At 64.8% G+C, this 21,311-nt stretch carries 26 protein-coding genes and 1 riboswitch; of the genes, 7 read left to right on the top strand and 19 right to left on the bottom strand.

The window, feature by feature from the left end; genetic code table 11:
- Positions 1–244: 244 nt before the first annotated feature.
- Positions 245–514 carry a hypothetical protein gene (locus CWO91_RS26160; protein WP_130217556.1) on the top strand — a complete coding sequence of 90 codons (270 nt, stop codon included), beginning with the start codon at positions 245–247 and terminating at the stop codon, positions 512–514.
- Positions 515–523: 9 nt separating this feature from the next.
- Here CWO91_RS26160 and CWO91_RS26155 read toward each other — a convergent pair whose 3' ends face one another.
- A complete protein-coding gene (locus tag CWO91_RS26155; protein WP_130217554.1) occupies positions 524–772 on the bottom strand; it encodes a helix-turn-helix domain-containing protein in 249 nt (82 codons plus the stop codon).
- Positions 773–1,028: 256 nt separating this feature from the next.
- Positions 1,029–1,796 (bottom strand): SDR family NAD(P)-dependent oxidoreductase, encoded by a 768-nt coding sequence (locus CWO91_RS26150; RefSeq protein ID WP_130217552.1) that lies wholly within the window; start codon positions 1,794–1,796, stop codon positions 1,029–1,031.
- A 111-nt stretch (positions 1,797–1,907) separates the two neighbouring features.
- Between CWO91_RS26150 and CWO91_RS26145 the strand changes: the two genes are divergently transcribed.
- Positions 1,908–2,393, top strand: coding sequence for a molecular chaperone DnaJ (locus CWO91_RS26145; RefSeq protein ID WP_091879393.1), 486 nt, complete (start codon positions 1,908–1,910; stop codon positions 2,391–2,393).
- 187 nt (positions 2,394–2,580) lie between these two features.
- Here CWO91_RS26145 and CWO91_RS26140 read toward each other — a convergent pair whose 3' ends face one another.
- From CWO91_RS26140 to CWO91_RS26130, 3 genes are all read right to left on the bottom strand, one after another.
- Positions 2,581–2,832, bottom strand: a complete 252-nt coding sequence (locus tag CWO91_RS26140) for a hypothetical protein (RefSeq protein ID WP_091879390.1) — start codon at positions 2,830–2,832, stop codon at positions 2,581–2,583.
- 336 nt (positions 2,833–3,168) lie between these two features.
- The gene (locus CWO91_RS26135) at positions 3,169–3,429 is read right to left on the bottom strand and encodes a hypothetical protein (RefSeq protein WP_130217551.1); all 261 of its coding nucleotides are present in this window, start codon (positions 3,427–3,429) and stop codon (positions 3,169–3,171) included.
- Between the two features lie 156 nt (positions 3,430–3,585).
- Positions 3,586–3,969 (bottom strand): RidA family protein, encoded by a 384-nt coding sequence (locus tag CWO91_RS26130; RefSeq protein WP_130217549.1) that lies wholly within the window; start codon positions 3,967–3,969, stop codon positions 3,586–3,588.
- Positions 3,970–4,408: 439 nt separating this feature from the next.
- On the opposite strand from CWO91_RS26130, the gene CWO91_RS26125 reads away from it, so the two are divergent.
- Positions 4,409–4,843, top strand: coding sequence for a hypothetical protein (locus tag CWO91_RS26125; protein ID WP_130217547.1), 435 nt, complete (start codon positions 4,409–4,411; stop codon positions 4,841–4,843).
- Positions 4,844–4,994: 151 nt separating this feature from the next.
- On the opposite strand, the gene CWO91_RS26120 is transcribed toward CWO91_RS26125, so the two are convergent.
- The 3 genes from CWO91_RS26120 to CWO91_RS26105 form a co-directional block, all read right to left on the bottom strand.
- A complete protein-coding gene (locus tag CWO91_RS26120) occupies positions 4,995–5,687 on the bottom strand; it encodes a glutathione S-transferase family protein (RefSeq protein WP_130217545.1) in 693 nt (230 codons plus the stop codon).
- Positions 5,688–5,915: 228 nt separating this feature from the next.
- On the bottom strand, positions 5,916–6,566 hold the full coding sequence (locus CWO91_RS26115) for a glutathione S-transferase family protein (RefSeq protein ID WP_165405710.1): 651 nt from the start codon (positions 6,564–6,566) through the stop codon (positions 5,916–5,918).
- Positions 6,567–6,822: 256 nt separating this feature from the next.
- Complete coding sequence (locus CWO91_RS26105) at positions 6,823–7,344, bottom strand: mismatch-specific DNA-glycosylase (RefSeq protein ID WP_130217543.1); 522 nt, start codon at positions 7,342–7,344, stop codon at positions 6,823–6,825.
- Positions 7,345–7,451: 107 nt separating this feature from the next.
- Between CWO91_RS26105 and CWO91_RS26100 the strand changes: the two genes are divergently transcribed.
- The gene (locus CWO91_RS26100; protein ID WP_035712512.1) at positions 7,452–7,676 is read left to right on the top strand and encodes a DUF6429 family protein; all 225 of its coding nucleotides are present in this window, start codon (positions 7,452–7,454) and stop codon (positions 7,674–7,676) included.
- Positions 7,677–7,742: 66 nt separating this feature from the next.
- Here CWO91_RS26100 and thiC read toward each other — a convergent pair whose 3' ends face one another.
- The 6 genes from thiC to CWO91_RS26070 all read right to left on the bottom strand — a co-directional run bounded on the left by thiC (position 7,743) and on the right by CWO91_RS26070 (position 13,295).
- A complete protein-coding gene (gene thiC / locus CWO91_RS26095) occupies positions 7,743–9,641 on the bottom strand; it encodes a phosphomethylpyrimidine synthase ThiC (protein WP_130217541.1) in 1,899 nt (632 codons plus the stop codon).
- 170 nt (positions 9,642–9,811) lie between these two features.
- Positions 9,812–10,420 carry a thiamine phosphate synthase gene (locus CWO91_RS26090; RefSeq protein WP_130217539.1) on the bottom strand — a complete coding sequence of 203 codons (609 nt, stop codon included), beginning with the start codon at positions 10,418–10,420 and terminating at the stop codon, positions 9,812–9,814.
- The gene (locus tag CWO91_RS26085; RefSeq protein WP_130217537.1) at positions 10,407–11,189 is read right to left on the bottom strand and encodes a thiazole synthase; all 783 of its coding nucleotides are present in this window, start codon (positions 11,187–11,189) and stop codon (positions 10,407–10,409) included. The genes CWO91_RS26090 and CWO91_RS26085 overlap by 14 nt, the downstream gene beginning before the upstream one ends.
- A 163-nt stretch (positions 11,190–11,352) precedes the next feature.
- Positions 11,353–11,550, bottom strand: coding sequence for a sulfur carrier protein ThiS (thiS, locus tag CWO91_RS26080; RefSeq protein WP_130217535.1), 198 nt, complete (start codon positions 11,548–11,550; stop codon positions 11,353–11,355).
- The gene (locus CWO91_RS26075; protein ID WP_130217533.1) at positions 11,541–12,551 is read right to left on the bottom strand and encodes an FAD-dependent oxidoreductase; all 1,011 of its coding nucleotides are present in this window, start codon (positions 12,549–12,551) and stop codon (positions 11,541–11,543) included. The genes thiS and CWO91_RS26075 overlap by 10 nt, the downstream gene beginning before the upstream one ends.
- Positions 12,539–12,667, bottom strand: a riboswitch (TPP riboswitch). Its footprint overlaps the gene before it by 13 nt.
- Positions 12,668–12,743: 76 nt before the next feature.
- Positions 12,744–13,295, bottom strand: coding sequence for a lytic transglycosylase domain-containing protein (locus CWO91_RS26070; protein ID WP_130217531.1), 552 nt, complete (start codon positions 13,293–13,295; stop codon positions 12,744–12,746).
- Positions 13,296–13,550: 255 nt separating this feature from the next.
- On the opposite strand from CWO91_RS26070, the gene CWO91_RS26065 reads away from it, so the two are divergent.
- Positions 13,551–13,766 carry a hypothetical protein gene (locus CWO91_RS26065; RefSeq protein ID WP_165405709.1) on the top strand — a complete coding sequence of 72 codons (216 nt, stop codon included), beginning with the start codon at positions 13,551–13,553 and terminating at the stop codon, positions 13,764–13,766.
- A 6-nt stretch (positions 13,767–13,772) separates the two neighbouring features.
- Here CWO91_RS26065 and CWO91_RS26060 read toward each other — a convergent pair whose 3' ends face one another.
- On the bottom strand, positions 13,773–15,092 hold the full coding sequence (locus CWO91_RS26060) for an ATP-binding protein (protein WP_130217527.1): 1,320 nt from the start codon (positions 15,090–15,092) through the stop codon (positions 13,773–13,775).
- A 14-nt stretch (positions 15,093–15,106) separates the two neighbouring features.
- Positions 15,107–15,847 (bottom strand): response regulator, encoded by a 741-nt coding sequence (locus CWO91_RS26055; protein WP_130217525.1) that lies wholly within the window; start codon positions 15,845–15,847, stop codon positions 15,107–15,109.
- Positions 15,848–16,027: 180 nt separating this feature from the next.
- Here CWO91_RS26055 and CWO91_RS26050 point away from each other — a divergent pair, with 180 nt between their 5' ends.
- Both CWO91_RS26050 and CWO91_RS26045 read left to right on the top strand, forming a co-directional pair.
- Positions 16,028–16,600, top strand: a complete 573-nt coding sequence (locus CWO91_RS26050; RefSeq protein WP_165405708.1) for a hypothetical protein — start codon at positions 16,028–16,030, stop codon at positions 16,598–16,600.
- A 226-nt stretch (positions 16,601–16,826) separates the two neighbouring features.
- Positions 16,827–17,345, top strand: a complete 519-nt coding sequence (locus tag CWO91_RS26045) for a PRC-barrel domain-containing protein (protein WP_130217523.1) — start codon at positions 16,827–16,829, stop codon at positions 17,343–17,345.
- Positions 17,346–17,475: 130 nt separating this feature from the next.
- On the opposite strand, the gene CWO91_RS26040 is transcribed toward CWO91_RS26045, so the two are convergent.
- The 3 genes from CWO91_RS26040 to CWO91_RS26030 all read right to left on the bottom strand — a co-directional run bounded on the left by CWO91_RS26040 (position 17,476) and on the right by CWO91_RS26030 (position 21,008).
- On the bottom strand, positions 17,476–18,690 hold the full coding sequence (locus CWO91_RS26040; protein ID WP_130217521.1) for an ABC transporter substrate-binding protein: 1,215 nt from the start codon (positions 18,688–18,690) through the stop codon (positions 17,476–17,478).
- Between the two features lie 228 nt (positions 18,691–18,918).
- Entirely contained in the window at positions 18,919–19,749 is an 831-nt protein-coding gene (locus tag CWO91_RS26035) for an ABC transporter permease (RefSeq protein WP_165405707.1), read from the bottom strand.
- On the bottom strand, positions 19,746–21,008 hold the full coding sequence (locus tag CWO91_RS26030; RefSeq protein ID WP_130217519.1) for an ABC transporter permease: 1,263 nt from the start codon (positions 21,006–21,008) through the stop codon (positions 19,746–19,748). The genes CWO91_RS26035 and CWO91_RS26030 overlap by 4 nt, the downstream gene beginning before the upstream one ends.
- Positions 21,009–21,311 lie beyond the last annotated feature (303 nt).

Raw genomic sequence — 21,311 nt, 5'->3', positions numbered from 1 at the left:
GACCCTGCGGTCCCGGCCGTCCCGGTTCGCCCTGCCGCCCGCGCGGTCCCTGAGGTCCCTGCCGTCGTCCCTGATCGTCTGCCACGCCACTGCTCCCCTTTCACGGAAGCAAGCTACTTAGCGGCGTTTGACGACAGCAGCAATTCCGCCCGCGCATTGCGCCGGGCTTGATCAACATCAATCGGTGGCACGAACCGCCGTGTCATCGATCGCGCACGGCCACACCCCGTGCGAGGAGCAAACGATGCGCGCAGCGTGGAAAGTCTTTTGCCTGTTCGCTGTCATTCTCGTCGCCTCACTCGGCCTCGCTCACCTGCTGGTGCCCGACATCGTGCCGGTCGCATTCGCCGAAGAGCCGCAACCGTTATGGGCTGTCATAACCGCCTTCTGTCTCCGCGCGATCGAGCTGATTGCCGCCTCGGTCGCGATGATCGCGCTTGCGGTCATCGCAGGCGTGTGCCTGCGGCACGAGCTGCGCCGCTTGTCGCGCAGCGCGTCGTCGCGGGCGGACTGATGTCACCCGCTAATCCTGATAGGCGGGCACTTCGATTCCGGAGGCGGCATAGATCCGGATCTTGTTGCGCAGCGTGCGCACCGACAGGCCGAGCACGCGCGAGGCGCGCGTGCGGTTGCCGTCGCATCGCGCCAGCGTCTGAAGCACGAGCTCGCGCTCGACCTCGTCGACGGTGGCGCCGATCAGCAACGGAACGATCTGGTTCGGTGCAAGGAATTGCGCGCCCGGTTCGGACGCAGCGACATGAACAGTGGTCATCAATACACTCCCCGATCAACGCCCGCTTCCACCGTTGGAAGCGGATCGAGAACAAACGACCCCCAAGCCGTGAATCCACGGTGGTCCGGTTTGGTTAATGAAAAGTTAACCGCGGGCGATCGCACCAATTGACCTCAGGAATGCCGCGAAGCCGCCGCGATTGGCGCGGGATGCATGGTGATGCGGGCCTATCTTGCGCGACGCAGGTGTACGCGGACGATGACACTGAGCCAGTGGTAAGAGCTTCCGCGTCCGCTCACACCGTCCGATATCCGCCGTCCACCATCACGATCGTTCCGGTGACATAGGCCGACAGATCCGAGGCCAGGAAGATCGCGGGGCCGACGATGTCCTCGGGCTTGCCGGTGCGCGCCAGCGGAGTGTGATCGACGAAGGCCTGCACCAGCGCCGGATTGGTCGCGCGCACATTGGCGTTGATGTTGGTCTCGATGAAGCCGGGCCCGATCGCGTTGACGCGTACGCCTTCCTTGCCGAGCTCGACCGCGAGCGCCTTGGTGAAGCCGAGCACGCCGTGCTTCGAGGTCGTATAGGCCGCCGAGCTCGGCGTGCGCAGATGCACGAAGGACTGGATCGAGCCGATATTGACGATGCGCCCTTTGCTTGCGCGGAGGGGCGCCAGGAACGCCTGCGTCATGTTGAAGACGCCGTTGAGGTTGAGCGAGATGATGTCGTTCCAGTCCTTCGCCACCGTCTCCGTCTCGGCGGTGAAGGCGTTGCGGCGGGTGATGCCGGCATTGTTGACGAGGATCGAGACCTGCCCGACCTTGTCCGCGACCTGCTTTGCCAGCGCGAAGCAATCGTCGCGCCTGGTCACGTCCAGCGCAAAGCTCTCGGCCTTGCCGCCGGCTTTGCGGATTTCCTGGGCGGCCTTCGCGACCGTGTCGGCATTGACGTCGAGCAGCACCACTTGCGCGCCTTCCCGCGCATAGCCGGCCGCAATCGCCCGGCCGATGCCGGAACCGGCGCCGGTGACGACGGCGATGTGGTTTGCGAGCAGTGCCATGACAGTTTCCTCCCGATTTTGTTTCGAAGTTTCACGAAAAGCTAACTCGAAATTAAGGGGTCGGAAACGGCGGCCTTGGCATACTGATCTTCATTGCTAAACGTTGCGCGCATGATGGAACGGCTTGAATCCTGGAAACTCGCACTCGAACGCCTGCGGTCGGCGCAGTCGGCCGATTGGGCCGAGGCCGGCCGGCTCGTGGCCGAAATCGCGCGGATGAGCAGTGACGTCACGCTGCGCCAGGCGGCGGAGCAGGCGCTTCCGGTGCTGCGCCAAGCCGTCGACAATGACGATCACAGCGTCACGCTGGCGGCCCAGCGCCGCATCAGTGTGGTGCTCGAGGTCATTCATGATCTGACCGCGCCGCGCTTCGGTCGCCGCAATGCCATGCCGAAGAAGCTGTCGAGCGAGGATCGCGCCCGCAAGGTGCTCGGCCTGCCCCTCGCAGTGCAGCTCACTTGCGAGGATATCAATCAAGCCTATCGCCGCGCAGCCAAGGGCATGCATCCCGACCATGGCGGCAGCGCGCAAGCCTTCATCGACCTCGCCGCCGCGCGCGACATCCTGATCCATCCCGGCGCGCACAAGGACGCGTGAGGGCGCCTGGCGATATCTCGTAGGGTGGGCAAAAGCGCAAAGCGCCATGCCCACCATTTTCTTCACGGACGAAATTGGTGGGCACTTCCGCTTTGCCCACCCTACGATTTCTGCTCACGCAGCTCGAAAAAAAACTCGGGCAAGGACGCGAGGTCCTTGCCCGGCTCTTCGTCCGCCGATCGAATTGTTACCAGGTGCAGTGGCCGTTCATGAGCGCCTGATCCTTCAACATCAGCGCATCGCCGAAGGTCGGCACGGTCGCGCTGACGCGGGAGTAGTCGGACGGCCACGGCGTGGTCGGGATGCTCTCGTCCCAGATCTGGCAGAAGCCGGTGTCCTGCCAACGGATCAGGTGATAGCTGGCTTCGGCTGGGCTCGCAGCGACGAACGCAGTGACGGCAAGACCGACGGCAGCGCAGAGCACGGAAATACGACGCATGATCAGCTCCTCAAAATGAAAGATGGGGATGCGCCTCCCGACAATGATGGGAGGGCCGGTGCGGGACGCTTTTGGGCCTGCGCCCCGGACAAGATGTGAGTAGTTCCGCCGGCCGGTCAGGTTCAAAGCGGGCGCGCGGGAAAATGCGCGATTTTGGCGGGAAAACGCCAAAGCGCGATCAGGATGAATCGTCATCGCGCTTTAGGTTATTGTCTGAGCATGGTCTTTCGGAAAACCGCTACACACTTTTCCGGATCATGCTCTAAGGCCGCCGCAAAAGGAAAAGAGCGGATCGCTCGCGCGACCCGCCCTTCAGATCCGATCCGTTGCGTCAGTTCAGAGCGTGCAACGGCGGTCCGACCGCATCTTGATCTGGAGATCCGACGCTTCCTGGAAAGTCGGAAGCGGCTTGCTGACGATCTTGTAGGTCGACACCCCCCACTGGAACGGCTTGTACTGCAGGTCCTCGTTCCAGACCTGGCAGATGCCGGTGTTGTCCCAGCGGATCACGTAATAGCCGACCTTCGCCGAGGCGGGCACGGCGAACACGGACGAAGCGATGCCGGCAACGGCACAGAGCGCGAGTGCGCGACGCATGAAGTATCTCCTTGTGGGGGAAGTGGGATCCGAAAATTCGTGCGGGAAAAGCAGGGTCTTTGCAAGCCGGGGAGCGGCCGTTCACGGACATGTCAGTTGCTGCCGCGCATTTGGTTTGGCCGCGTGCCCGACAGGTCACACGTGCTTAAGCGTTGCTCACTTCGAAAGCGACGCCACCGCCTCGATCTCGATCAGCATCTTCGGATCGGGCAGCGCCTGCACCACGCAAGTTGTGCGCGCGGGGTAGGGCGGCGGGCCAAAGGTGCCGGCATAGAGCGCGTTCATGGCGGCAACGTCCGAGGCGCGTGTCAGGAGCACGTTGACCTTGACGAGGTCGTGCATGCTCGCGCCTGCATCGACCAGCACCCGCTTGATGTTGACGACGACGTTGGCGAACTGCGCCTCGAACCCATCGGGCAGCGCACCATTGGCGTCGAAGCCGGGAATGCCGGAGACGAACAGGAGATCGCCAACGCGGGTGGCAAAAGACAGCGGCGGCGCCTTGACATGCGGCGGGGGCGCGAAATGCTGGATCGGCATGGCATCACCTCGGGGATGGTCGATAGACGCATGAGCGTAGCGGCAGGCCGGGGCCGCTCAAAACAAAAAATGCGAAAACAACCCCATGCACAGTAGAAAAGGCCAGGCTTATCAGTATTTTCGGCAAGTCCGAAATAAAAGTTGACTCGTCGGGCAAAACACTGGCAGAATTGCATGATGGCGAGATTGCCTTTGTGGACCAAACTCCGCCGTCCTGCCCCGGCTTGACCGGGGCATCCACAGTACGCCGCGGCTGCTCGGCTCAACAACGACCGCCTCTGGAATACTTGATCGCCCGCCTGCGCGGGCGATGACAGTTGAATGCAACGCTGCATCTCACGCCTCACGCGCCGCCATCATGTTGCCGCCGCGATCGATCGGATAGATTTGTCGCGTCTGATTCGAATCCTGCCTTGAAAAATAGCCCCCGGAGATCCCTATGAAGCTCGCATCCATCTTCCGCGCCGCGCTGGTCGCCATCGCCGCCCTGGCCGGCCTCTCGACGGCGGCACGGGCCGACAGCGGTTTCGTGACGCTGACGATCTACAAGGCGGGCTGGATCATCGGCGGCTCGGGCGGGAGCGGCGTGCTCAATTTCCGCGGCCGCACCTATGGGCTCTCCACCGGCGGCCTGGACTATGGTCTCGTGTTCGGCGGCTCGAAAACCGTGCTGCGCGGCCGCGTCTCCAACATCAACCGCCCCTCGGATGTCGCCGGCGTCTACGGCGCCGCCGGTGCCGGCCTTGCCGTCGGCGCCGGCGCCCGCGCCATCGTGCTGACCAACCAGAAGGGCGCGGTGCTGGAATTGACCGGCCGGCAGGTCGGGTTGATGGCGAATGCGGATCTCAGCGGGCTTGCGATCACGATGCGGTAGGGCAGGTTGTGTAGGGTGGGTTAGCCTTGCGGATGCGCAAAGCGCAGTCCGCCAGGCGTAACCCGCCTCTTTGGGATCCGCGGAGGCGAACAGTGGTGGGTTACGCTCCAGACTGCGCTTCGCGCAGCCCGAAGCTAACCCACCCTACAATCTACGATCTCACCGCCGCATGAATCCGCTCGCAATGCGCGACGAGGTTTGCGTGCGCATCGACGAAGGCCTTCAGTGGCGTCGGGATCGGAGAGTAGTGGATGTTGGCGATGAAGCCGTAGATGCCGGCATCGATGCTCGTTGGCGCCGCGCCATGCACATAGCCGGCAGCCGGCACGATCCCGGCCAGCACCTTGAGATCGGCAAGCCCCCGCGCGTAAGCCTGCTCGGGCGTGTAGCGGCCGATGCCCTGGAAATGATAGCGTTGCGCGTTGTAGGCCTTGGCCTTCTCAAAGCCGGCCGCGTCGATCTGCGGATGCTGCGCGATGAAGGCATCGCGGAACGCCGGATAATAGCGCTCGTCCTTCCAGCGCGAATACGACATCACCCAGTAGAGATCGTCCAGCATGCGCGTGACGAGATGATTGGTGCGTCGCTGTTCCGGCGAGAGCAAGGCATCGATGGTGAGGAGATATTTTGCGATCGCGTGCGCGATGATGGCCTCGCTGTCGCCGATGGTCTCGCCGTCGTCGACGATGTAAGGCAGCTGCCCGCGCGGCGCGGCGGAGGCATCGAACACATGCTCGTGCACGAACGGCACGCCCGCGAGTTTGAAGAAGGCGTAGACCTTGAGGCCGTAGCCGTTGTTGTCGGCGACGCCGAAGAGTTCTGGGTAGGAGTAGAGGGTCAGCATGGGCGGCGGCTCCTCTGTGTTGGCAGGGCCAGCATGCAGGGGCGCCGTGGCAGACGCAATGGGCGGAGTGCGATGCTGATCTCGTAGGGTGGGTTAGCCGCTCACGCGCGCGGTCGTCCGGCTCGCGACGGTGCAAGGCGTAACCCACCACTTCAGCGTCCGCGGCGATAGAAGCGGTGGGTTACGCCGCGCGGACTGCGCTTCGCGCAGCCGCGAGGCTAACCCACCCTACGAACGCGACGCCGCGTTGAACACCGCCAGTTGCGCATCGAAAGCCCGCCTGAAGGCCGGCCGCGCTTCGCCGCGGGCGACATAGGCGGCGATCTCAGGATATTCATCCAGCAGGCCCGATGTGTTCAGCCGGCGCAGCACCGTCACCATCAGGAGATCGCCGGCGCTGAAGGCGCCGTCGAGCCAGTCGGCATCGCCGAGGTGGCGGGACAGTTCGCCGAGCCTGATACGGACGCGATCTTGAAGCATGGGCAGGCGCTCCGCGTACCAGCTCTTGTCGCGCTCGAACAGCATCGCCATGGCGAGCTCGATGATCGGCGGCTCCACCGTGCTGAGTGCGGCAAACATCCACGCGATCGCGCGGCTCCTCGCGTTCGGCTCGACCGGCAGCAGTCCGGCATGACGCTCGGAGATATGGAGCACGATCGCGCCGGACTCGAACAGGGCAAGATCGCCGTCTTCAAAGGTCGGGATCTGCCCGAACGGATGCAGCGCACGGTACGCCGGCTGCTTCATCTGCTCGAACGAGACGAGGCGGACGTCGTAGGGCTGGCCGACTTCCTCAAGCGCCCAACGGACCCGCATGTCGCGCGCCTGCCCGCGGCCGCGATCGGGGGAGTTTTCGAAGGCGGTGATGGTTGGAAGCATCTGGGGACTCCGGGTGATCGCGCTTTGCAGCCGGAGGACGAACGACGGGTGCGGATTCCGACAAGCCATCCGACTCCGATTTGGCCAGCGCCATATGTCCCAACCCACGGTGTCGTCCCGGCGAAGGCCGGGACCCATACCGCGTGATTCATCTGTTGCAGACGGTCGCAGTACCGAACGACGAGTCTTCGCCAAACTTCTCCCTGTGGCTATGGGTCCCGGCCTCCGCCGGGACGACGCCTGAGGGCGGGCGCGATCAGCCCACCTCACGACCAATCCACGCCGCCAGCTCGCGCCACGGCTCCAGCGTCCAATGCCCCGACGCCGCGCCCGACGGCGACGGCAGCACGAATACCTCCGCTGGATACTCACCGCGCTTCTGCCGCCCGAGCGCAATCACGCGCGACGGCCTGCCATAAAACAAGGTCGCCGCCTTCTTGCTCGTGAACGCAATCGTCCGCGGCCGATACTTTTCCATCTTGGCCCTGAACCCCGGCACGTCGATCGTCTCCGTCGCGATCTGGTGATCCATCCCGGCGCCCGACTTGGAGAGATCGGTGAAGCCGATCCCGAGCGCGATCAGCGCTGCGAACTCGCCCGGCTGATAGCGCCGCGGCGTAATCCCGGCCTCATGGATCGCGCGCCAGAAGCGGTTGCCGGGATGGGCGTAATAGTGCCCGAGCTCCGCCGAGCGCGTCGAGGCGGCGGTGCCGACGAAGACGAGGCGGAGGTTGGGACGGAGCTGGTCGGGGAGGCGGTCGCGTTCTGTGTCGAGCATATCCGTAGACCAATGAGCTCGTTAAGTCGCTTGCGGCCGTTGGAGGCGCGTTGCGAATTGCCTATTGCCGAATAGGATAATCTCAATCGGCTCTGTGGGAGATCAAGATGGCGATCAACAAGGACAAGATCGATGACGCAGCGTTGGCCTTGCTCTATCTGACACTGCACGATGGTTATCGGGCATGGAAGGGATTTGACTGGGATGTGCTCGGCCGCCTTCATGACAAGGGAATGATTGATGATCCCGTTGGCAAGGTGAAGTCGGTAGTGTTCACGGAGGAGGGACTCGAACGCGCGAAGACGCTGTTCAAGGAGTTGTTCGAGGAATGATCCCTTAGAGAAAAGGCCGGGCATGAGCCCGGCCTTGCTTGCAATGAGATATCTAGAGCCAGGGCCTCACAGCACCCGGTTACTCTCCTTCACCTTCTCCGCATCCAGATACACGCTGCTTCCCATCTCCTTGAACTTCGCGCTCATCTTCGCCATGCCGTCCTCGACGGTGCCGGCCATCGACATGCCCACCGAGTTCGGATCATTCAGCGTCGCGGCGTAATCGCGCACGTCCTGCGTGATCTTCATCGAGCAGAATTTTGGCCCGCACATCGAGCAGAAATGGGCGACCTTGTGGGCTTCCTTAGGCAGGGTCTCGTCGTGGAAGCTTTTCGCGGTGTCCGGATCGAGGCCGAGGTTGAACTGGTCGGTCCAGCGGAAGTCGAAGCGGGCGCGCGAGAGCGCGTCGTCGCGCAGTTGCGCGGCGGGGTGGCCCTTGGCGAGGTCGGCGGCGTGGGCGGCGATCTTGTAGGTGATGACGCCGGTCTTGACGTCGTTGCGGTCGGGCAGGCCCAGATGCTCCTTCGGCGTGACATAGCAGAGCATGGCGCAGCCGAACCAGCCGATCATGGCCGCACCGATCCCTGAGGTGATGTGGTCATAGCCCGGCGCGATGTCGGTGGTCAGCGGCCCCAGCGTGTAGAACGGGGCTTCGCCGCACTCCCTAAGCTGCTTGTCGACGTTGATCTTGATCTTGTGCATCGGGATGTGGCCGGGGCCTTCGATCATGACCTGGCAGCCCTTGTCCCACGCGATCTTCGTGAGCTCGCCGAGCGTCTCGAGTTCGGCGAATTGCGCGCGGTCGTTGGCGTCCGCGATCGAGCCCGGACGCAGGCCGTCGCCGAGCGAGAACGAGACGTCATACTTGCGCATGAGATCGCAGATCTCGTCGAAATGCGTATAGAGGAAGCTTTCCTTGTGATGCGCCAGGCACCACTTCGCCATGATCGAGCCGCCGCGGCTGACGATGCCGGTGACGCGGTTGGCGGTGAGGTGAATGTATTGCAGGCGCACGCCGGCGTGGATCGTAAAATAGTCGACGCCCTGCTCGCACTGCTCGATCAGCGTGTCCTTGTAGAGCTCCCAGGTGAGCTGCACCGGATCGCCGTTGCACTTCTCCAGCGCCTGGTAGATCGGCACGGTGCCGATCGGCACCGGCGAGTTGCGCAGGATCCATTCGCGGGTGGTGTGGATGTTGCGCCCCGTGGAGAGGTCCATCACGGTGTCGGCGCCCCAGCGGATCGCCCACACCATCTTCTCGACCTCTTCCTCGACGGATGACGTTACCGCCGAGTTGCCGATATTGGCGTTGATCTTGGTCAGGAAGTTGCGGCCGATGATCATCGGCTCGAGCTCGGAGTGGTTGATGTTGGAGGGGATGATGGCGCGGCCGCGCGCGATCTCGTCGCGGACGAATTCCGGCGTGATGAAGGCGGGCACCGCGGCGCCAAAGCTTTCGCCGTCGGCGAGGGCCGCTTCGGCGCGCTCGAGCTGTGCCTTCCGGCCGAGATTCTCGCGCGCCGCGACGTAGATCATCTCCTTGGTGATGATGCCGGCGCGGGCGAATTCGAGCTGGGTCACCTTGTGGCCGTCGAGGCCGCGTAAGGGTTTGTGATAGGCCGAGAAGGCGCGCGCGGCCTTGTCGGTGGAGACGCTGCCATTGTCCTCCGGCTTGATCTGGCGGCCCTCATATTCCTCGACACCGCCGCGCTCCAGCACCCATTGCTTGCGGTTGCGGGCAAGGCCGGCGTTGACGTCGATGGTGACGCTCGGGTCGGTGTAGGGGCCCGAGGTGTCGTAGACCGGCAGGTTCGGCTCGCCGGCGCCTTCGGAGAGGATGATCTCGCGCAAGGGCACGCGCAGGTCGGGCGCGGCGTCAGGGGATGCGAAGATCTTCCGCGAGGAGGGAAGCGGGCCGGTGGTGACGGCGGGGATGGTCTTATCGGGGTTGGAGCGGATGTTCATGGGGGCCTCCGTTTAATTCTGTTGTGCGTGCGTCTGGGCGACGCTGGCGACGAAGTTCTCCGTCATTGCGAGCGCAGCGAAGCAATCCAGAAATGTTTCCGCGGAAGCAGTCTGGATTGCTTCGTCGCAAGGGCTCCTCGCAATGACGGGTGGAGAGAGCGGGACATGCATCACGCAGCCTCCTTGGACAGGCCGAGCCACTGCCGCACGCGGGCATCGGGATCGGCGTTCTGGGTGACGTCGGACACGACGGCGATGGAATCCGCGCCTGCGGCAAAGATCTCGGCGGCGTGCTCGAACTTGATGCCGCCGATCGCGACCAGCGGAATGTTGCCGATGCGCTGCTTCCATTCCGTGATTTTTGGAATGCCCTGCGGCTCGAAGCGCATCGATTTCAGCGTGGTGAAGAAGATCGGGCCGAGCGCGACGTAGTCGGGCTTGGCTTCGAGCGCGGTCGCGAGCTCGGCGTCGTCATGGGTGGAGATGCCGAGGGACAGCCCGGCCTCGCGGATCGCCTTGAGGTCGGCGTCGGCGAGATCCTCCTGGCCGAGATGCAGATATTTTGCGCCGGCGACGACCGCCGCACGCCAATAGTCGTTCACGACCAGCTTGGCCTGCGTGTCCTTGGTGATCGCCAGCGCATCCGTGACGATCTGCAGCGCGTCGGCGTCGTTGAGGTCCTTGGCGCGCAGCTGGATGGTGCCGACGCCGAGCTTGGTCAGGCGCTTGACCCATTTAAGGCTGTCGACGACGGGATAGAAACGATCAGGATACGGCATGCCAGAACGGGGTCCCAACGACAGGGGTGGAGGGGGAGGCGAAGTCGCGGGCGTTCATCAGCCCGGCCTCGTACGCGGTGCGGCCGGCCTCGACACCGAGGCGGAAGGCGCTGGCCATGGCGACGGGATCGGCGGCTTTGGCGATGGCGGTGTTGAGCAGCACGGCGTCGTAGCCGAGCTCGAGCGCGTGGGCGGCGTGGCTCGGCGCCCCTAAGCCGGCGTCGACCACCAGCGTGATGTCAGGCAGCCGCTCGCGCAGCAGCTTGAGGGCATCGCGATTGATGATCCCCTTGGCACTGCCGATCGGCGCGGCCCACGGCATCACCACCTTGCAGCCGGCATCGACCAGGCGGTTGGCGACCGAGAGATCCTCGGTGCAATAGGGGAAGACCTCAAAGCCGTCCTTGATCAGGATGCTGGCGGCTTCGACCAGGCCGACGACGTCGGGCTGCAGCGTGTCGTTGTCGGCGATGACCTCCAGCTTAATCCAGCTCGTGCCGAACAATTCGCGCGCGAGTTTTGCGGTCGTCACCGCCTCGCGCACGCTGCGGCAGCCGGCGGTGTTCGGCAGCACGGTGACGTCGAGCTCGCGGATCAGCTTCCAGAACGCGTCCCCGCTCTTGCCGCCGGCGGATTCTCGCCGCAGCGACACCGTGACGATGTTGGAGCCGGAGGCGCGGATCGCCGCCTGCATGATCGCCGGCGAGGGATAGAGCGCGCTGCCGATCAGCAGGCGGGAAGAGAAGGTCTTGCCGTAGAAGGTCACCATGTCGGTGTTTCCTCAAATGCAACCGTCGTCCCGGCGTAGGCCGGGACCCATAACCACGAACGGGCGTTGCGATGGTCGGTCTCTCCTCGCGTGCCCCAGGTGAGATCACGCGGTATGGGTCCCGGCCTACGCCGGGACGACGAGAATAGAGTGTTGCGCATCCTCACCCTCCCTGCCGCGGCGTGATGATCTCGATCTCGTCGCCGGCATTCAGCTGCGTTTCCGCCCAGCGGCTTTTCGGCACGACGTCGTAATTGAGCGCGATGGCGAAATGGGTGCCCTCATAGTCGAGCTCGGTGAGCAGCGCGTCGACGCTGACCGAAGCCACCTCGCGCTGCTCGCCGTTGACGATCACCCGCACTGCATCACCTCGTTGTCGATCTGGCCGCGCTGGACGTAGGCAAGTGTCAGCTCGGCGAGCGCCGGCGCGATCAGGAAGCCATGGCGGTAGAGCCCGTTGACGCTGATCTTGCCGTCACGAATGCCGATGCGCGGCAAATTGTCGGGAAAAGCGGGGCGAAGGCCGGAGCCGAATTCGACGATGCGGGCTTCGCCGAAGGCCGGATGCACCGCGTAGGCGGCCCCTAACAGCTCCAGCGCCGAGCGCACGCTGACGCCGGTGTCCTCGGCCTCGATCGAGGTCGCGCCCAGCATGAACAGGTTGTCCTCGCGCGGGATCACGTAGAGCGGCCAGCGCGGATGGATCAGCCGCACCGGACGCGCAAGCTGCACCTCGTTGGTCTCGATCAGGATCATCTCGCCCTTGACGCCGCGTAAGTCAGGCTGCTCGTCGCGCGTGGAAAGGCCGCGGCAGTCGATCACGATGCCGTCGAGATCTTTGGCTGAAGCGTCGCTGGAGAATTTGATGGTGCCGCCGGCGGCGCGGATGCGCTCGTGCAATTTCGGCAGCACGCGGCGCGGCTCGACATGGCCCTCGCTCGGGAAGAACAGGGCCTCGCGGAAGCGGCCCTCCAGCGACGGCTCCAGCGCGGTGAGGCCGGCGGCATCGAGCCGTTCGTGGCCCTCGGTCATCCGGGCAAAGCGCTCGAAATCATTGCGCTCGCGGGGATGGGCGACGACGAGCGAGCCGTTGAACGGCGTTTCCGGCAATTCGCGGCGCCAGATGTCGAGGGAGCGCAGGCCGAGGCGGCTGATGATGGGTTCGGCGACCTCCGCCTCGCAATAGGGCGCGAGCATGCCGCCGGCCCAGTGGCTGGTGGCGTCGGTCATGGCGGCGTCACCACGCTCGTGTAACGTCACGGCATGGCCGGCCTGCGCGAACAGCAAGGCCTGCCAAGCCCCTGCGATGCCTGCGCCGATGATGGATACCGGTGAGTCCGGCCGCTTGGTGGTTTGGTACATCCCTGTCCCTTCGCCGGCATGACCCGGATCAGGTTCAAAGGGTCACCGCGGTCCTGGGCGGTATTGCCCATTTAGCGGTATCTCAGCTCCTCCTCGGAGCACCCCTCGGAACGGCTCTAATGTATGCCAGTGGGAGCTGGTGTCAACGCGGAGCGTTCGTCATGCCGGGACAAGCCCGGCCATGACGGCGGATTAGCGTGCGGGAACCTGCGCCCGGGCGTTGCGGACGCGCTGGGCCAGCTTCCTGTGCGGGGCGGTGCCGAACATCGGCTGCGGGTTGCCGTTCGGCTCGAGCCAAGTCTCGCCCATATTGGCCTCGCCCATCGTCGCGACCTGCACGGCCTCCTGCCGCTGCCGCTTTGCAACGTAGTAATAGCCGCCCGCGAAATAACGCACGGCTCGGGCGTGGTCGCCATTGGCGGCGCGATAGGCGCCGGCGAGATATTTGACCGCATAAGTGAGGTTGGTGTTGGGATCGCGCAGGCCGGCGGCATCGCCGGTGTAGCCGACCCCGCGGGCGGTCGCGAGCTTGATCTGCATCAGCCCGATGGTGCCGCCACGGCCGACGAGGCCGGGCTGATAGCGGCTCTCGCGCATGATCACACGGTGCACCAGCGCCTCCGGCACGCCCTCGGCGCGGGCATGGGCCGCGACCATCTCGGCATATTCGACTTCGCCGGCATTCGCCGCCTCCGCCATCATCAGCCCCGCCGCAGCGAGCACGGCGATACGCAAAATTTTCATTGAAATATTCCTCGGCAGAACGGACGGACCTGCGTCCGGCTGCCGTTAGGCCTGCCGAACGCGGCGATGATGTGACCAAACGCCGCCATCGGCGATTTTGCAGCGCCGGGCCGTCGTTACGACGCAAAGCTGGCGCAGGAGAACCTTGAAGCAGGACCTTCGGGGCAAACGACCCCGGCTCGCGGCAGCATGCCTGTCTATTCGCGCAGGGATGCGAAAGCGAGTATGAAGACGCTGCAAAACGGGAGAGGTGCCATGACGAAATCGAACATGGCCAACGCACATTTCGGCGATGTCCCCAGAGACAATCCCTGTGCCCAATGCGGCACGCCGATCCCGCAGCCGGACTGGATCGAGCCGGGCGAGGGGCGCGTCTCCTATCTCTGGACCTGCCACGCCTGCAACTATCGCTTCGAGGCGGTGGCGATCTTCGCGCCTGAGGCCGTCGTGCACCCGCCGCTCGCGGCTTGATCCGCCCTACGCGGCGAGCCGCGGCTCCTGCCAGATCGGCAATTGCATCCGCACGATCAAGCCATGCGGCTCGCGGTCGTGCAGCGACAGCTCGCCGCCATGCGCGAGCGCGATCGCGCGCGCGATCGACAGGCCGAGCCCGAAGCCGGTGGACTCGTCCATGGTGCGCGCATCGTCGCCGCGCACGAACGGCTCCAGCATCTCCTGCTTGCGTGCGTCCGAGATGCCGGGTCCGTCGTCCTCGACGTCGATGACGAGCGTCGTGCCCGTGACGTCGAGGCGGATCGTCACCTCGGCGCCGAAGCGCACGGCGTTCTCGACGAGGTTGGTGACGCCGCGATGCAGATCGTCGGGCCGCGCGGCGGCGGTCGCGGACGCCGGCCCGTCATAATGCACGACATGGCCCATGTCGCCGAACTGGTCGGCGACGAGCTGCAGCGTGCTGGCGATGTCGACCAGCGTCACCGCCTCGATCTTGCGGTCGTTGCGCAGCAGCGACAGCACGGATTCCAGCATCGAGCGCATCTGGTCGAGATCGATCAGCATGCGCTTGCGGTTGCCTTCGTCCTCGATGAACTCGGCGCGCAGCCTCAGGCGCGTGATCGGCGTGCGCAGATCGTGGCTGATCGCAGCCAGCATCCGCGTGCGATCCGACATCAGCCGCGCGATCCGCTCATGCATGCGGTTGAGCGCGCGCGCGACCGAACGGATCTCCTCCGGGCCGCGCTCGGGCAGCGGCTCGGCGGTGCCGTCCAGGCTGAAATTCTCCGCGGCCTTGGCGAAGGACGACAGCGGCGCGGCCAGCGCACGCGCCGCCCACAGGCCGAGCACGGTGATACAGATGAAGGCGGTCATCAGCGTCACCAGCCATGGTGCGCCCCAGAACCACGGCCGCGGGCCGCCGTCGACGTGGCCGGTGATCACGGTGCCGTCGGGCAATTCGACCCCGACGCGGTGCGCGCGACCCTCGGCGGCGAGCTGCATCACCTTGTAGCCGCGCCCGAGATGACGGCGCATCCCGAACAGGTGGGCGCCGTCGCCCGACTCGATCACCGACCCGGGGGCGAGCATCTCGATGCCGAGCCTGGGGAAGGCGCGCGCGAGGTCGGCGACGAGGCGCGGTCGCTCGCTGGCATCGGCCGCGCCGAGCAGCAGCGCAGCATCGGTCAATTGATGGGCGCCGTCCGGCGGGGTGTCCGGGCGGTCCGGCCGGCTGATCAGAAAGGCGGTGGTGACGACGAGATGCAGCGCGACGGTCGAAGCCAGCACCAGCGCGGCGATCTGCCCGCCGATCCCCTTGAGATGGAAGAACCCGAACGGCTTCATCGTCGGCGCGCCCTTCAGCTGCTCAGGGGCGCGGTCACCGCTTCCGTCCTCGGCGTGAACAGATAGCCGCCGGAGCGCACCGTCTTGATCATGGTCGGATCGGCCGGATTGGGCTCGATCTTGCGGCGGATGCGGCTGACCAGCACGTCAATGGAGCGTTCGAACGAGCCGGTGTTGCGGCCCTGCGTGAGGTCAAGCAGGCTGTCGCGCGACAGCACGCGGCCGGGCCGCTCGCAGAACGTCCTGAGCAGATCGAATTCGGCGCTGGTCACCGCGACGCGCGCGCCTTCCGGATTGCGCAATTCGCGCAGGCGCAGGTCGATACGCCAGCCCTCGAAGGCGAGCGTGGAGGCGCCTTCGATCGTGCTCGCCGCCTGCGCGGCGGCCTGGCGGCGCAGCACCGCGTTGATGCGGGCGAGCAGCTCGCGCGGGTTGAACGGTTTCGGCAGATAATCGTCCGCGCCCATCTCGAGGCCGACGATGCGGTCGACGTCCTCGCCACGCGCGGTCAGCATGATGATCGGCGTCTGCGCCTCCGCGCGCACCTTGCGGCACAGGCTGAGGCCGTCCTCGCCCGGCAGCATGACGTCGAGAATGATCAGGTCGACGCGATGGTCGGCCATGGCGCGCGACATCTCGCGGCCATCGCTCACGGCGGTGACGTTGCAGGCGTTGTTGCGCAGGTACTTCGCAATCAACGTCCGGGTTTCGCGGTCGTCCTCGACGACCAGGATGTTGGGATTGGGAATGGCCATGCGCTTTGTTTGTCCAAGATTCGGGCCAAATGGCGAAGATTTTTGTTTCAGAGTGTTTCCATCAGCCCCGTCGCAATGCCGGGACATGACCGGGCAGTGGAGCGGCAAGATCTCGTTAAGGCCGTTAACCATACCGTGGCGCCGTTCGCTACGAAACCCCGCAAGATCCACGGAGCCATCATGACCTCGATTTCGGCGGCCTCCGCCGGCAGCTACCAGTCGCCGCTGCAGCGGCTGCAGCAGGAATTGCAATCGCAAGTCTCTGCCGGCACGATCTCGTCGTCGGACCAGTCCGCGCTCTCGACCGCGTTGACCGACATCGACACGGCGCTCCAGCAGAGCCGGTCGAGCGACCAATCGAGCGGCACGCGTCTCTCCAAGGACGAGATGCAGTCGAAGATCGACGACCTCATCTCGAACGAGGTGTCGAACGGGACGCTGACCTCGGATCAGGCCGAGGAGCTGAAGAGCGTGTTTCAGTCCGCCTTCGCCTATGGTCCCGGCGGAGCGGGTGGCCCCGGCGGGGCAGGCGGACCGCCGCCCGGCCCGCCGCCGGATGATGCTTCTTCGGATTCGTCGACGACCACGGATTCGACCAACAGCACGTCGGCTGACGCAACGACCGCGGAAATCCTCCAACAATTCCTCCAGGCGCTGCAGCAATCGCAATCGTCGGCGTCGTCCTACGGTGCCAATGGCAGCGCGTCGAGCGGCTCGAGCTTCTCCGCGCTGCTGATCGACTACAAGAGCTGACCTGGGCGACGCTGGGTCGGCGCGTTCCCCGCCGCGATCATGCTTCACCCAGGGCGCATGATCGTCGGCGGGGAACCGTGCGCCGCAATATGTCCCTGGATGACGCCGGAACGTGCCTTGCCGTGATTTTCGGCTCGCGCATTGCGCGACGAAATTGCCGCCCGCACGGAACCGCGCGTGATCAGCGCTGTTTTCTCCGCACGAGGTTTGTGAAGGAGAGGACAACATGATGAAGTCGATCGTTGCCGGCCTCGCCGGCACAGTACTGCTTGCGACCGCGGCGTTCGCGCAAGCACCAACCGCCACCACCGACAAGGCGCCGACCGCGGCTACCGCCACGACGACGAGCGCGTCCGACCAGTGGCGCGTGTCGAAAATGTCGGGCGTCAAGGTCTATAACGAGGCCAACGAGAACATCGGCTCGATCAACGACCTCTTGATGGACAAGAACGGTAACATCAAGATCGCCGTGATCGGCGTCGGCGGCTTCCTCGGCATGGGCGAGCATCTGGTCGCGGTGCCCTACGAGAAGCTGAAGTTCACCAACGAGGCCATCGCCTATAGCGGCCCAGCGGCCACCAGCCCGCCCGGCCGGCCGGCCGGGACCACGACGACTGGCGCAGCGACCGGAACCGACAAGACCGCGACCACGTCGTCCGCGTCGAAATGGTATCCGGATCATGCCGTGTTCAACGCCAGCAAGGACGAGCTGAAGAGCATGCCCGAGTTCAAGTATTCGGAGTAATGCGGCTCGCGTAACTGCCTAGACGAAGCGCGCCCGGTTTTCACTGGGCGCGCTGTCGTGTCTTTTCCTCCCCGTCATTGCGAGGAGCTCGCGACAAGATTGCGTAGCTCGCAATGACGACGAGCGCAGTTCAATGCCCCGTCACCATCGGGCAGCCGCCCTTGTCGAGCGGACGGAACGCCTCGTCGCCGGGCACGGTGGCGATCAGCTTGTAGAGGTCCCACTCGCCCTTGGATTCCTCAGGCTTCTTGACCTCGAACAGATACATGTCGTGGACCATGCGGCCGTCGATGCGGATCTTGCCGTTCCTGGCGAAGAAGTCGTTGATCGGTGTCTTGCGCATCTGTTCCATCACCTTCGGTGCCTCGTCGGTCTTGATGGCGTCGATCGCCTTCAGGTAGTGCATGGTCGCCGAATAGAGGCCGGCCTGGATCATGGTCGGCATGTGCCCGACCTTCTCGTTGAAGCGCTTCGAAAAGGCCCGCGTCTCCTCGTTCATGTCCCAGTAGAAGGCGTCGGTGACGATCAGGCCTTGCGTCGCCTTGATGCCGAGCGAATGCGTGTCGGTGATCTCCTGCAGCAGCGCGATCATCTTCTGGCCGCCCTGGGTCAGGCCGAACTCGGAAGCCTGCTTCAACGCGTTGGTGGTGTCGCCGCCGGCATTCGCCAGCGCGACCACTTTGGCCTTGGAGGCCTGGGCCTGGAGCAGGAAGGAGGAGAAGTCCGACGAGTTGAGCGGATGGCGGACCTCGCCGAGCACCTTGCCGCCGCTCTCCTTGACCACGTTGGCGGCGTCGCGCTGGAGCGCCATGCCGAAAGCGTAGTCGGCGGTGACGAAGAACCAGCTGTCCTCGCCGCGCTTGACCATCGCCTTGCCGGCGACGTTCGACAGCGCATAGGTGTCGTAGGTCCAATGCACCGTGTTGGGCGAGCAGGCGGTGCCGGTGATGTCGGACGAGCCGCCGCCGGAATTGATATTGATCCTGTTCTTCTCGCGCGTCAGCGCCGAGACTGGCAGCGCCACCGAGGAGGTCGGCACGTCGAAGATCGCGTCGACCTTGTCGTTGTCGTACCAGTTGCGGGCGATGTTGACGCCGACATCGGGCTTGTTCTGGTGATCGGCGGCGACGACCGCGACCGGCTTGCCCGCGACCTTGCCGCCGTAGTCCGCGACCGCCATCTCGACGGCGGCGAGCGAGCCCTTGCCGGTCGCGTCCGCATAGAGGCTCGACATGTCCGTAAGCACGCCGATCTTGACGATTTCGTCGGAAATCTGCGCCTGCGCGGTGCCGGATGTTACGGCCAGAGCGAGGCCAGCTGCGACCGCGACACTGAGTTTTTGCATGTTGTTTCTCCCTGTGTGTTGTTGTTTGGGCTTTGTTGCGGGAGGAGTTTTAACGGCTATCTGCAGGCGCAGCTAAGCGATCCGCGCCATAGCAGAATGCAAAAAAGAAAGGGCGGGTGGTGTTCCCGGGAGGAGGAATATCGCAACGTCACGATAGCGCATTGCTGTGCCCTCTCCCCTTGCGGGAGAGGGCAGCGACGCTCGCGGGAAAAGGAAGACGAACGTCGCCTAGGCGCTGCTGCCTTTGAGCCGTTCGTTCCGTCGGCGCAAGCGTTCCATGGTCGCGAGCAGGATGATCGATACCGTCGTCAGCATCACCGCCGCGGCCGTGATCGTCGGGCTGATGTTCTCGCGGATGCCGGCGAACATCTCGCGCGGCAGGGTGCGCTGCTCGGGACCTGCCATGAACAGCACGATCACCACCTCATCGAAGCTGGTCGCGAAGGCGAACAGCGCACCCGACGCGAGGCCGGGCAGGATCAGCGGCAGGATCACGCGGCGGAACGCGTAGAGCGGCGAGGCGCCGAGTGAGGCGGCGGCGCGCGCCAGATTGGTGTCGAAGCTTTGCAGCGTCGCGCCGACCGTGATCACCACAAAGGGCGTCGCCAGCGCGGTGTGAGCCAGGATCAAGCCGAGATAGCTGCCGGTCAGTCCGATCGGGGCGAAGAAGAAATACAGACCGACCGCGGTGATGACGCCGGGCACCACGACCGGCGACAGCACGAAGGCCAGCACGAGCGGTTTGAGCCGGCTCTTCCACTGCGCCAGCCCCAGCGCGGCCAATGTGCCGAGCACCATGGACAGCAGGGTCGAGGCGACGCCTATGATCATGCTGTTCTTCAGCGAATTCATCCAGCGCGGCGAATTGATGAAATCGTCGTACCAGCGCAAGGAGAGGCCGGGCAGCGGATAGGTCAAGTACGAGCCCGAGCTGAAGGACAGCGGCATGATCGCCAGGATTGGCGCGATCAGGAAGATGAACACCAGCGTGGAGACGACGATAGTCGCGGTCCATGCGATGCGTTGGCTCGGCGTGCGGAGGGAAGGATTGTCGCTCAATTCTTCATCCCTCCCGTCACTCGCCGTCCCTGCACCAGTTTTCCGTAGAGGAGAGCGAGCAGAACAGTGGCGAGCAGCAGCACCGCACCCAACGCCGAAGCAAGGCCCCAGTTGGCCGTCTCGGTCGTGTAGAGCGCGATGAAGTAGCTGATCATTTGATCGGCGGCGCCGCCGACGAGTGCCGGTGTGATGTAGTAGCCGAGCGCCAGGATGAAGACGAGCAGGCTTCCGGCCCCGATACCGGGCAGCGTTTGCGGCAGGTAGATCCGCAGGAAGGCGGTGACCGGCGGCGCACCGAGCGAGGCGGCCGCACGCATGTAAGCAGGCGAGATCGCCTTCATGCTGCTGTACAGCGGCAGGATCATGAACGGCAGGAGAACGTGGGTCATCGCCACGCAGACGCCGAAGCGGTTGTAGATCAGGCGCAACGGCTCGTCGATGATGCCAAGCCAGTGCAGGCTGTCGTTCACGACGCCCTTGCTCTGCAACAGCACGATCCAGGCGCAGGTGCGGACCAGAAGCGACGTCCAGAACGGCAGCAGGACGAAGATCATCAGCAGGTTCGACCGGCCGGGCGGCAGCGTCGCCAGCAGGTAGGCGACCGGGAAGCCGAGGATCAGGCAGAGTGCCGTGACGCTGAGACTGATCACGAAGGTGCGGGTGAATACGTTGCGGTAAATGGCCTGATCCGGCGGGGCCGCGACGATCGCGCCGTCCATGTTCCGGGTGAGGTCGAGCGCCGCCAGCAGGTAGAAGCCGGTCAATGGACCACTGGCGTCCTTGATCGTCGTCCAGGTGGCGCGTTCGCGCCAGGCCGGATTGATCTTGCCCAATGTCTCCTTGGCCGTCCCTCGCTCCGGCACCGCCTTCAGATTGCGTGCCGTGCTGGTCAGGATGGTGCGGAAGCCGTTCAGTGCGTAGTTCAGCCGCTTGGCCGCAATGGCCATGGTGCCGGAGGCGCGCGCCGCCAGGATATCGCTTGCCAGCGCAGCAAAGGCCTTTTCGTCCGGCAGGTCCTTGCCATCCCAGTCGGCGAGAGCAGCTACGGTTTGGGGCAGGATCTGGCGCACCTCCCGATCGTCGACCGAGCGCCACAGCATGCCGGCGATCGGGCCTGCGAAGGTGAAGAGCAGAAACAGCAGAAGCGGCAGAACCAGCGCCAATGCTTTGATCTGGCGCGCCCGCTCGGCCCGCTTCAGGCGTCGCTTGAGCGGCACTTCGGTCCGGGCATCTGCGCCGATCGCGGGTGTAGCTGTCATGCTGCGAGCCTCTTTGACTGCACATCCTTCGCCACTTCAGGCCGGGCAATCGCATGTGGCCTTGTCGATCGGCCTGAGCAAGCGCCTCGTCCTTCGAGACGACCGCGGAGCCTGTCATCGGGCCGCGCTTTGCGCGGACCCGGTGGCGGTCTCCTCAGGATGAGGCTCATCGACATCGGCGCCTGCTGTGACACCGCTGCCGCACATTCCGTCCTCATCCTGAGGGCCCGCCGTAGGCGGGCGTCTCGAAGGATGCGTCACGGGCGCGTTGTCCGCGACCTCTACCTGCTCCTGTATGTCGGT

The organism is Bradyrhizobium genosp. SA-3 (assembly GCF_004212635.1).
Taxonomy (GTDB): Bacteria; Pseudomonadota; Alphaproteobacteria; order Rhizobiales; family Xanthobacteraceae; genus Bradyrhizobium.
The sequence above is the reverse complement of the archived record's forward strand: the minus strand, read 5'-3'. Positions and strand labels throughout refer to the sequence as shown.

What these genes read in the sequence shown, in the direction of transcription:
- CWO91_RS26160 (WP_130217556.1), top strand. Translation starts at nt 245, where the DNA reads ATGCGCGCAGCGTGGAAAGTCTTTTGCCTGTTCGCTGTCATTCTCGTC.
- CWO91_RS26155 (WP_130217554.1), bottom strand. Translation starts at nt 772, where the DNA reads ATGACCACTGTTCATGTCGCTGCGTCCGAACCGGGCGCGCAATTCCTT.
- CWO91_RS26150 (WP_130217552.1), bottom strand. Translation starts at nt 1,796, where the DNA reads ATGGCACTGCTCGCAAACCACATCGCCGTCGTCACCGGCGCCGGTTCC.
- CWO91_RS26145 (WP_091879393.1), top strand. Translation starts at nt 1,908, where the DNA reads ATGATGGAACGGCTTGAATCCTGGAAACTCGCACTCGAACGCCTGCGG.
- CWO91_RS26140 (WP_091879390.1), bottom strand. Translation starts at nt 2,832, where the DNA reads ATGCGTCGTATTTCCGTGCTCTGCGCTGCCGTCGGTCTTGCCGTCACT.
- CWO91_RS26135 (WP_130217551.1), bottom strand. Translation starts at nt 3,429, where the DNA reads ATGCGTCGCGCACTCGCGCTCTGTGCCGTTGCCGGCATCGCTTCGTCC.
- CWO91_RS26130 (WP_130217549.1), bottom strand. Translation starts at nt 3,969, where the DNA reads ATGCCGATCCAGCATTTCGCGCCCCCGCCGCATGTCAAGGCGCCGCCG.
- CWO91_RS26125 (WP_130217547.1), top strand. Translation starts at nt 4,409, where the DNA reads ATGAAGCTCGCATCCATCTTCCGCGCCGCGCTGGTCGCCATCGCCGCC.
- CWO91_RS26120 (WP_130217545.1), bottom strand. Translation starts at nt 5,687, where the DNA reads ATGCTGACCCTCTACTCCTACCCAGAACTCTTCGGCGTCGCCGACAAC.
- CWO91_RS26115 (WP_165405710.1), bottom strand. Translation starts at nt 6,566, where the DNA reads ATGCTTCCAACCATCACCGCCTTCGAAAACTCCCCCGATCGCGGCCGC.
- CWO91_RS26105 (WP_130217543.1), bottom strand. Translation starts at nt 7,344, where the DNA reads ATGCTCGACACAGAACGCGACCGCCTCCCCGACCAGCTCCGTCCCAAC.
- CWO91_RS26100 (WP_035712512.1), top strand. Translation starts at nt 7,452, where the DNA reads ATGGCGATCAACAAGGACAAGATCGATGACGCAGCGTTGGCCTTGCTC.
- thiC (WP_130217541.1), bottom strand. Translation starts at nt 9,641, where the DNA reads ATGAACATCCGCTCCAACCCCGATAAGACCATCCCCGCCGTCACCACC.
- CWO91_RS26090 (WP_130217539.1), bottom strand. Translation starts at nt 10,420, where the DNA reads ATGCCGTATCCTGATCGTTTCTATCCCGTCGTCGACAGCCTTAAATGG.
- CWO91_RS26085 (WP_130217537.1), bottom strand. Translation starts at nt 11,189, where the DNA reads ATGGTGACCTTCTACGGCAAGACCTTCTCTTCCCGCCTGCTGATCGGC.
- CWO91_RS26075 (WP_130217533.1), bottom strand. Translation starts at nt 12,551, where the DNA reads ATGTACCAAACCACCAAGCGGCCGGACTCACCGGTATCCATCATCGGC.
- CWO91_RS26070 (WP_130217531.1), bottom strand. Translation starts at nt 13,295, where the DNA reads ATGAAAATTTTGCGTATCGCCGTGCTCGCTGCGGCGGGGCTGATGATG.
- CWO91_RS26065 (WP_165405709.1), top strand. Translation starts at nt 13,551, where the DNA reads ATGACGAAATCGAACATGGCCAACGCACATTTCGGCGATGTCCCCAGA.
- CWO91_RS26060 (WP_130217527.1), bottom strand. Translation starts at nt 15,092, where the DNA reads ATGAAGCCGTTCGGGTTCTTCCATCTCAAGGGGATCGGCGGGCAGATC.
- CWO91_RS26055 (WP_130217525.1), bottom strand. Translation starts at nt 15,847, where the DNA reads ATGGCCATTCCCAATCCCAACATCCTGGTCGTCGAGGACGACCGCGAA.
- CWO91_RS26050 (WP_165405708.1), top strand. Translation starts at nt 16,028, where the DNA reads ATGACCTCGATTTCGGCGGCCTCCGCCGGCAGCTACCAGTCGCCGCTG.
- CWO91_RS26045 (WP_130217523.1), top strand. Translation starts at nt 16,827, where the DNA reads ATGATGAAGTCGATCGTTGCCGGCCTCGCCGGCACAGTACTGCTTGCG.
- CWO91_RS26040 (WP_130217521.1), bottom strand. Translation starts at nt 18,690, where the DNA reads ATGCAAAAACTCAGTGTCGCGGTCGCAGCTGGCCTCGCTCTGGCCGTA.
- CWO91_RS26030 (WP_130217519.1), bottom strand. Translation starts at nt 21,008, where the DNA reads ATGACAGCTACACCCGCGATCGGCGCAGATGCCCGGACCGAAGTGCCG.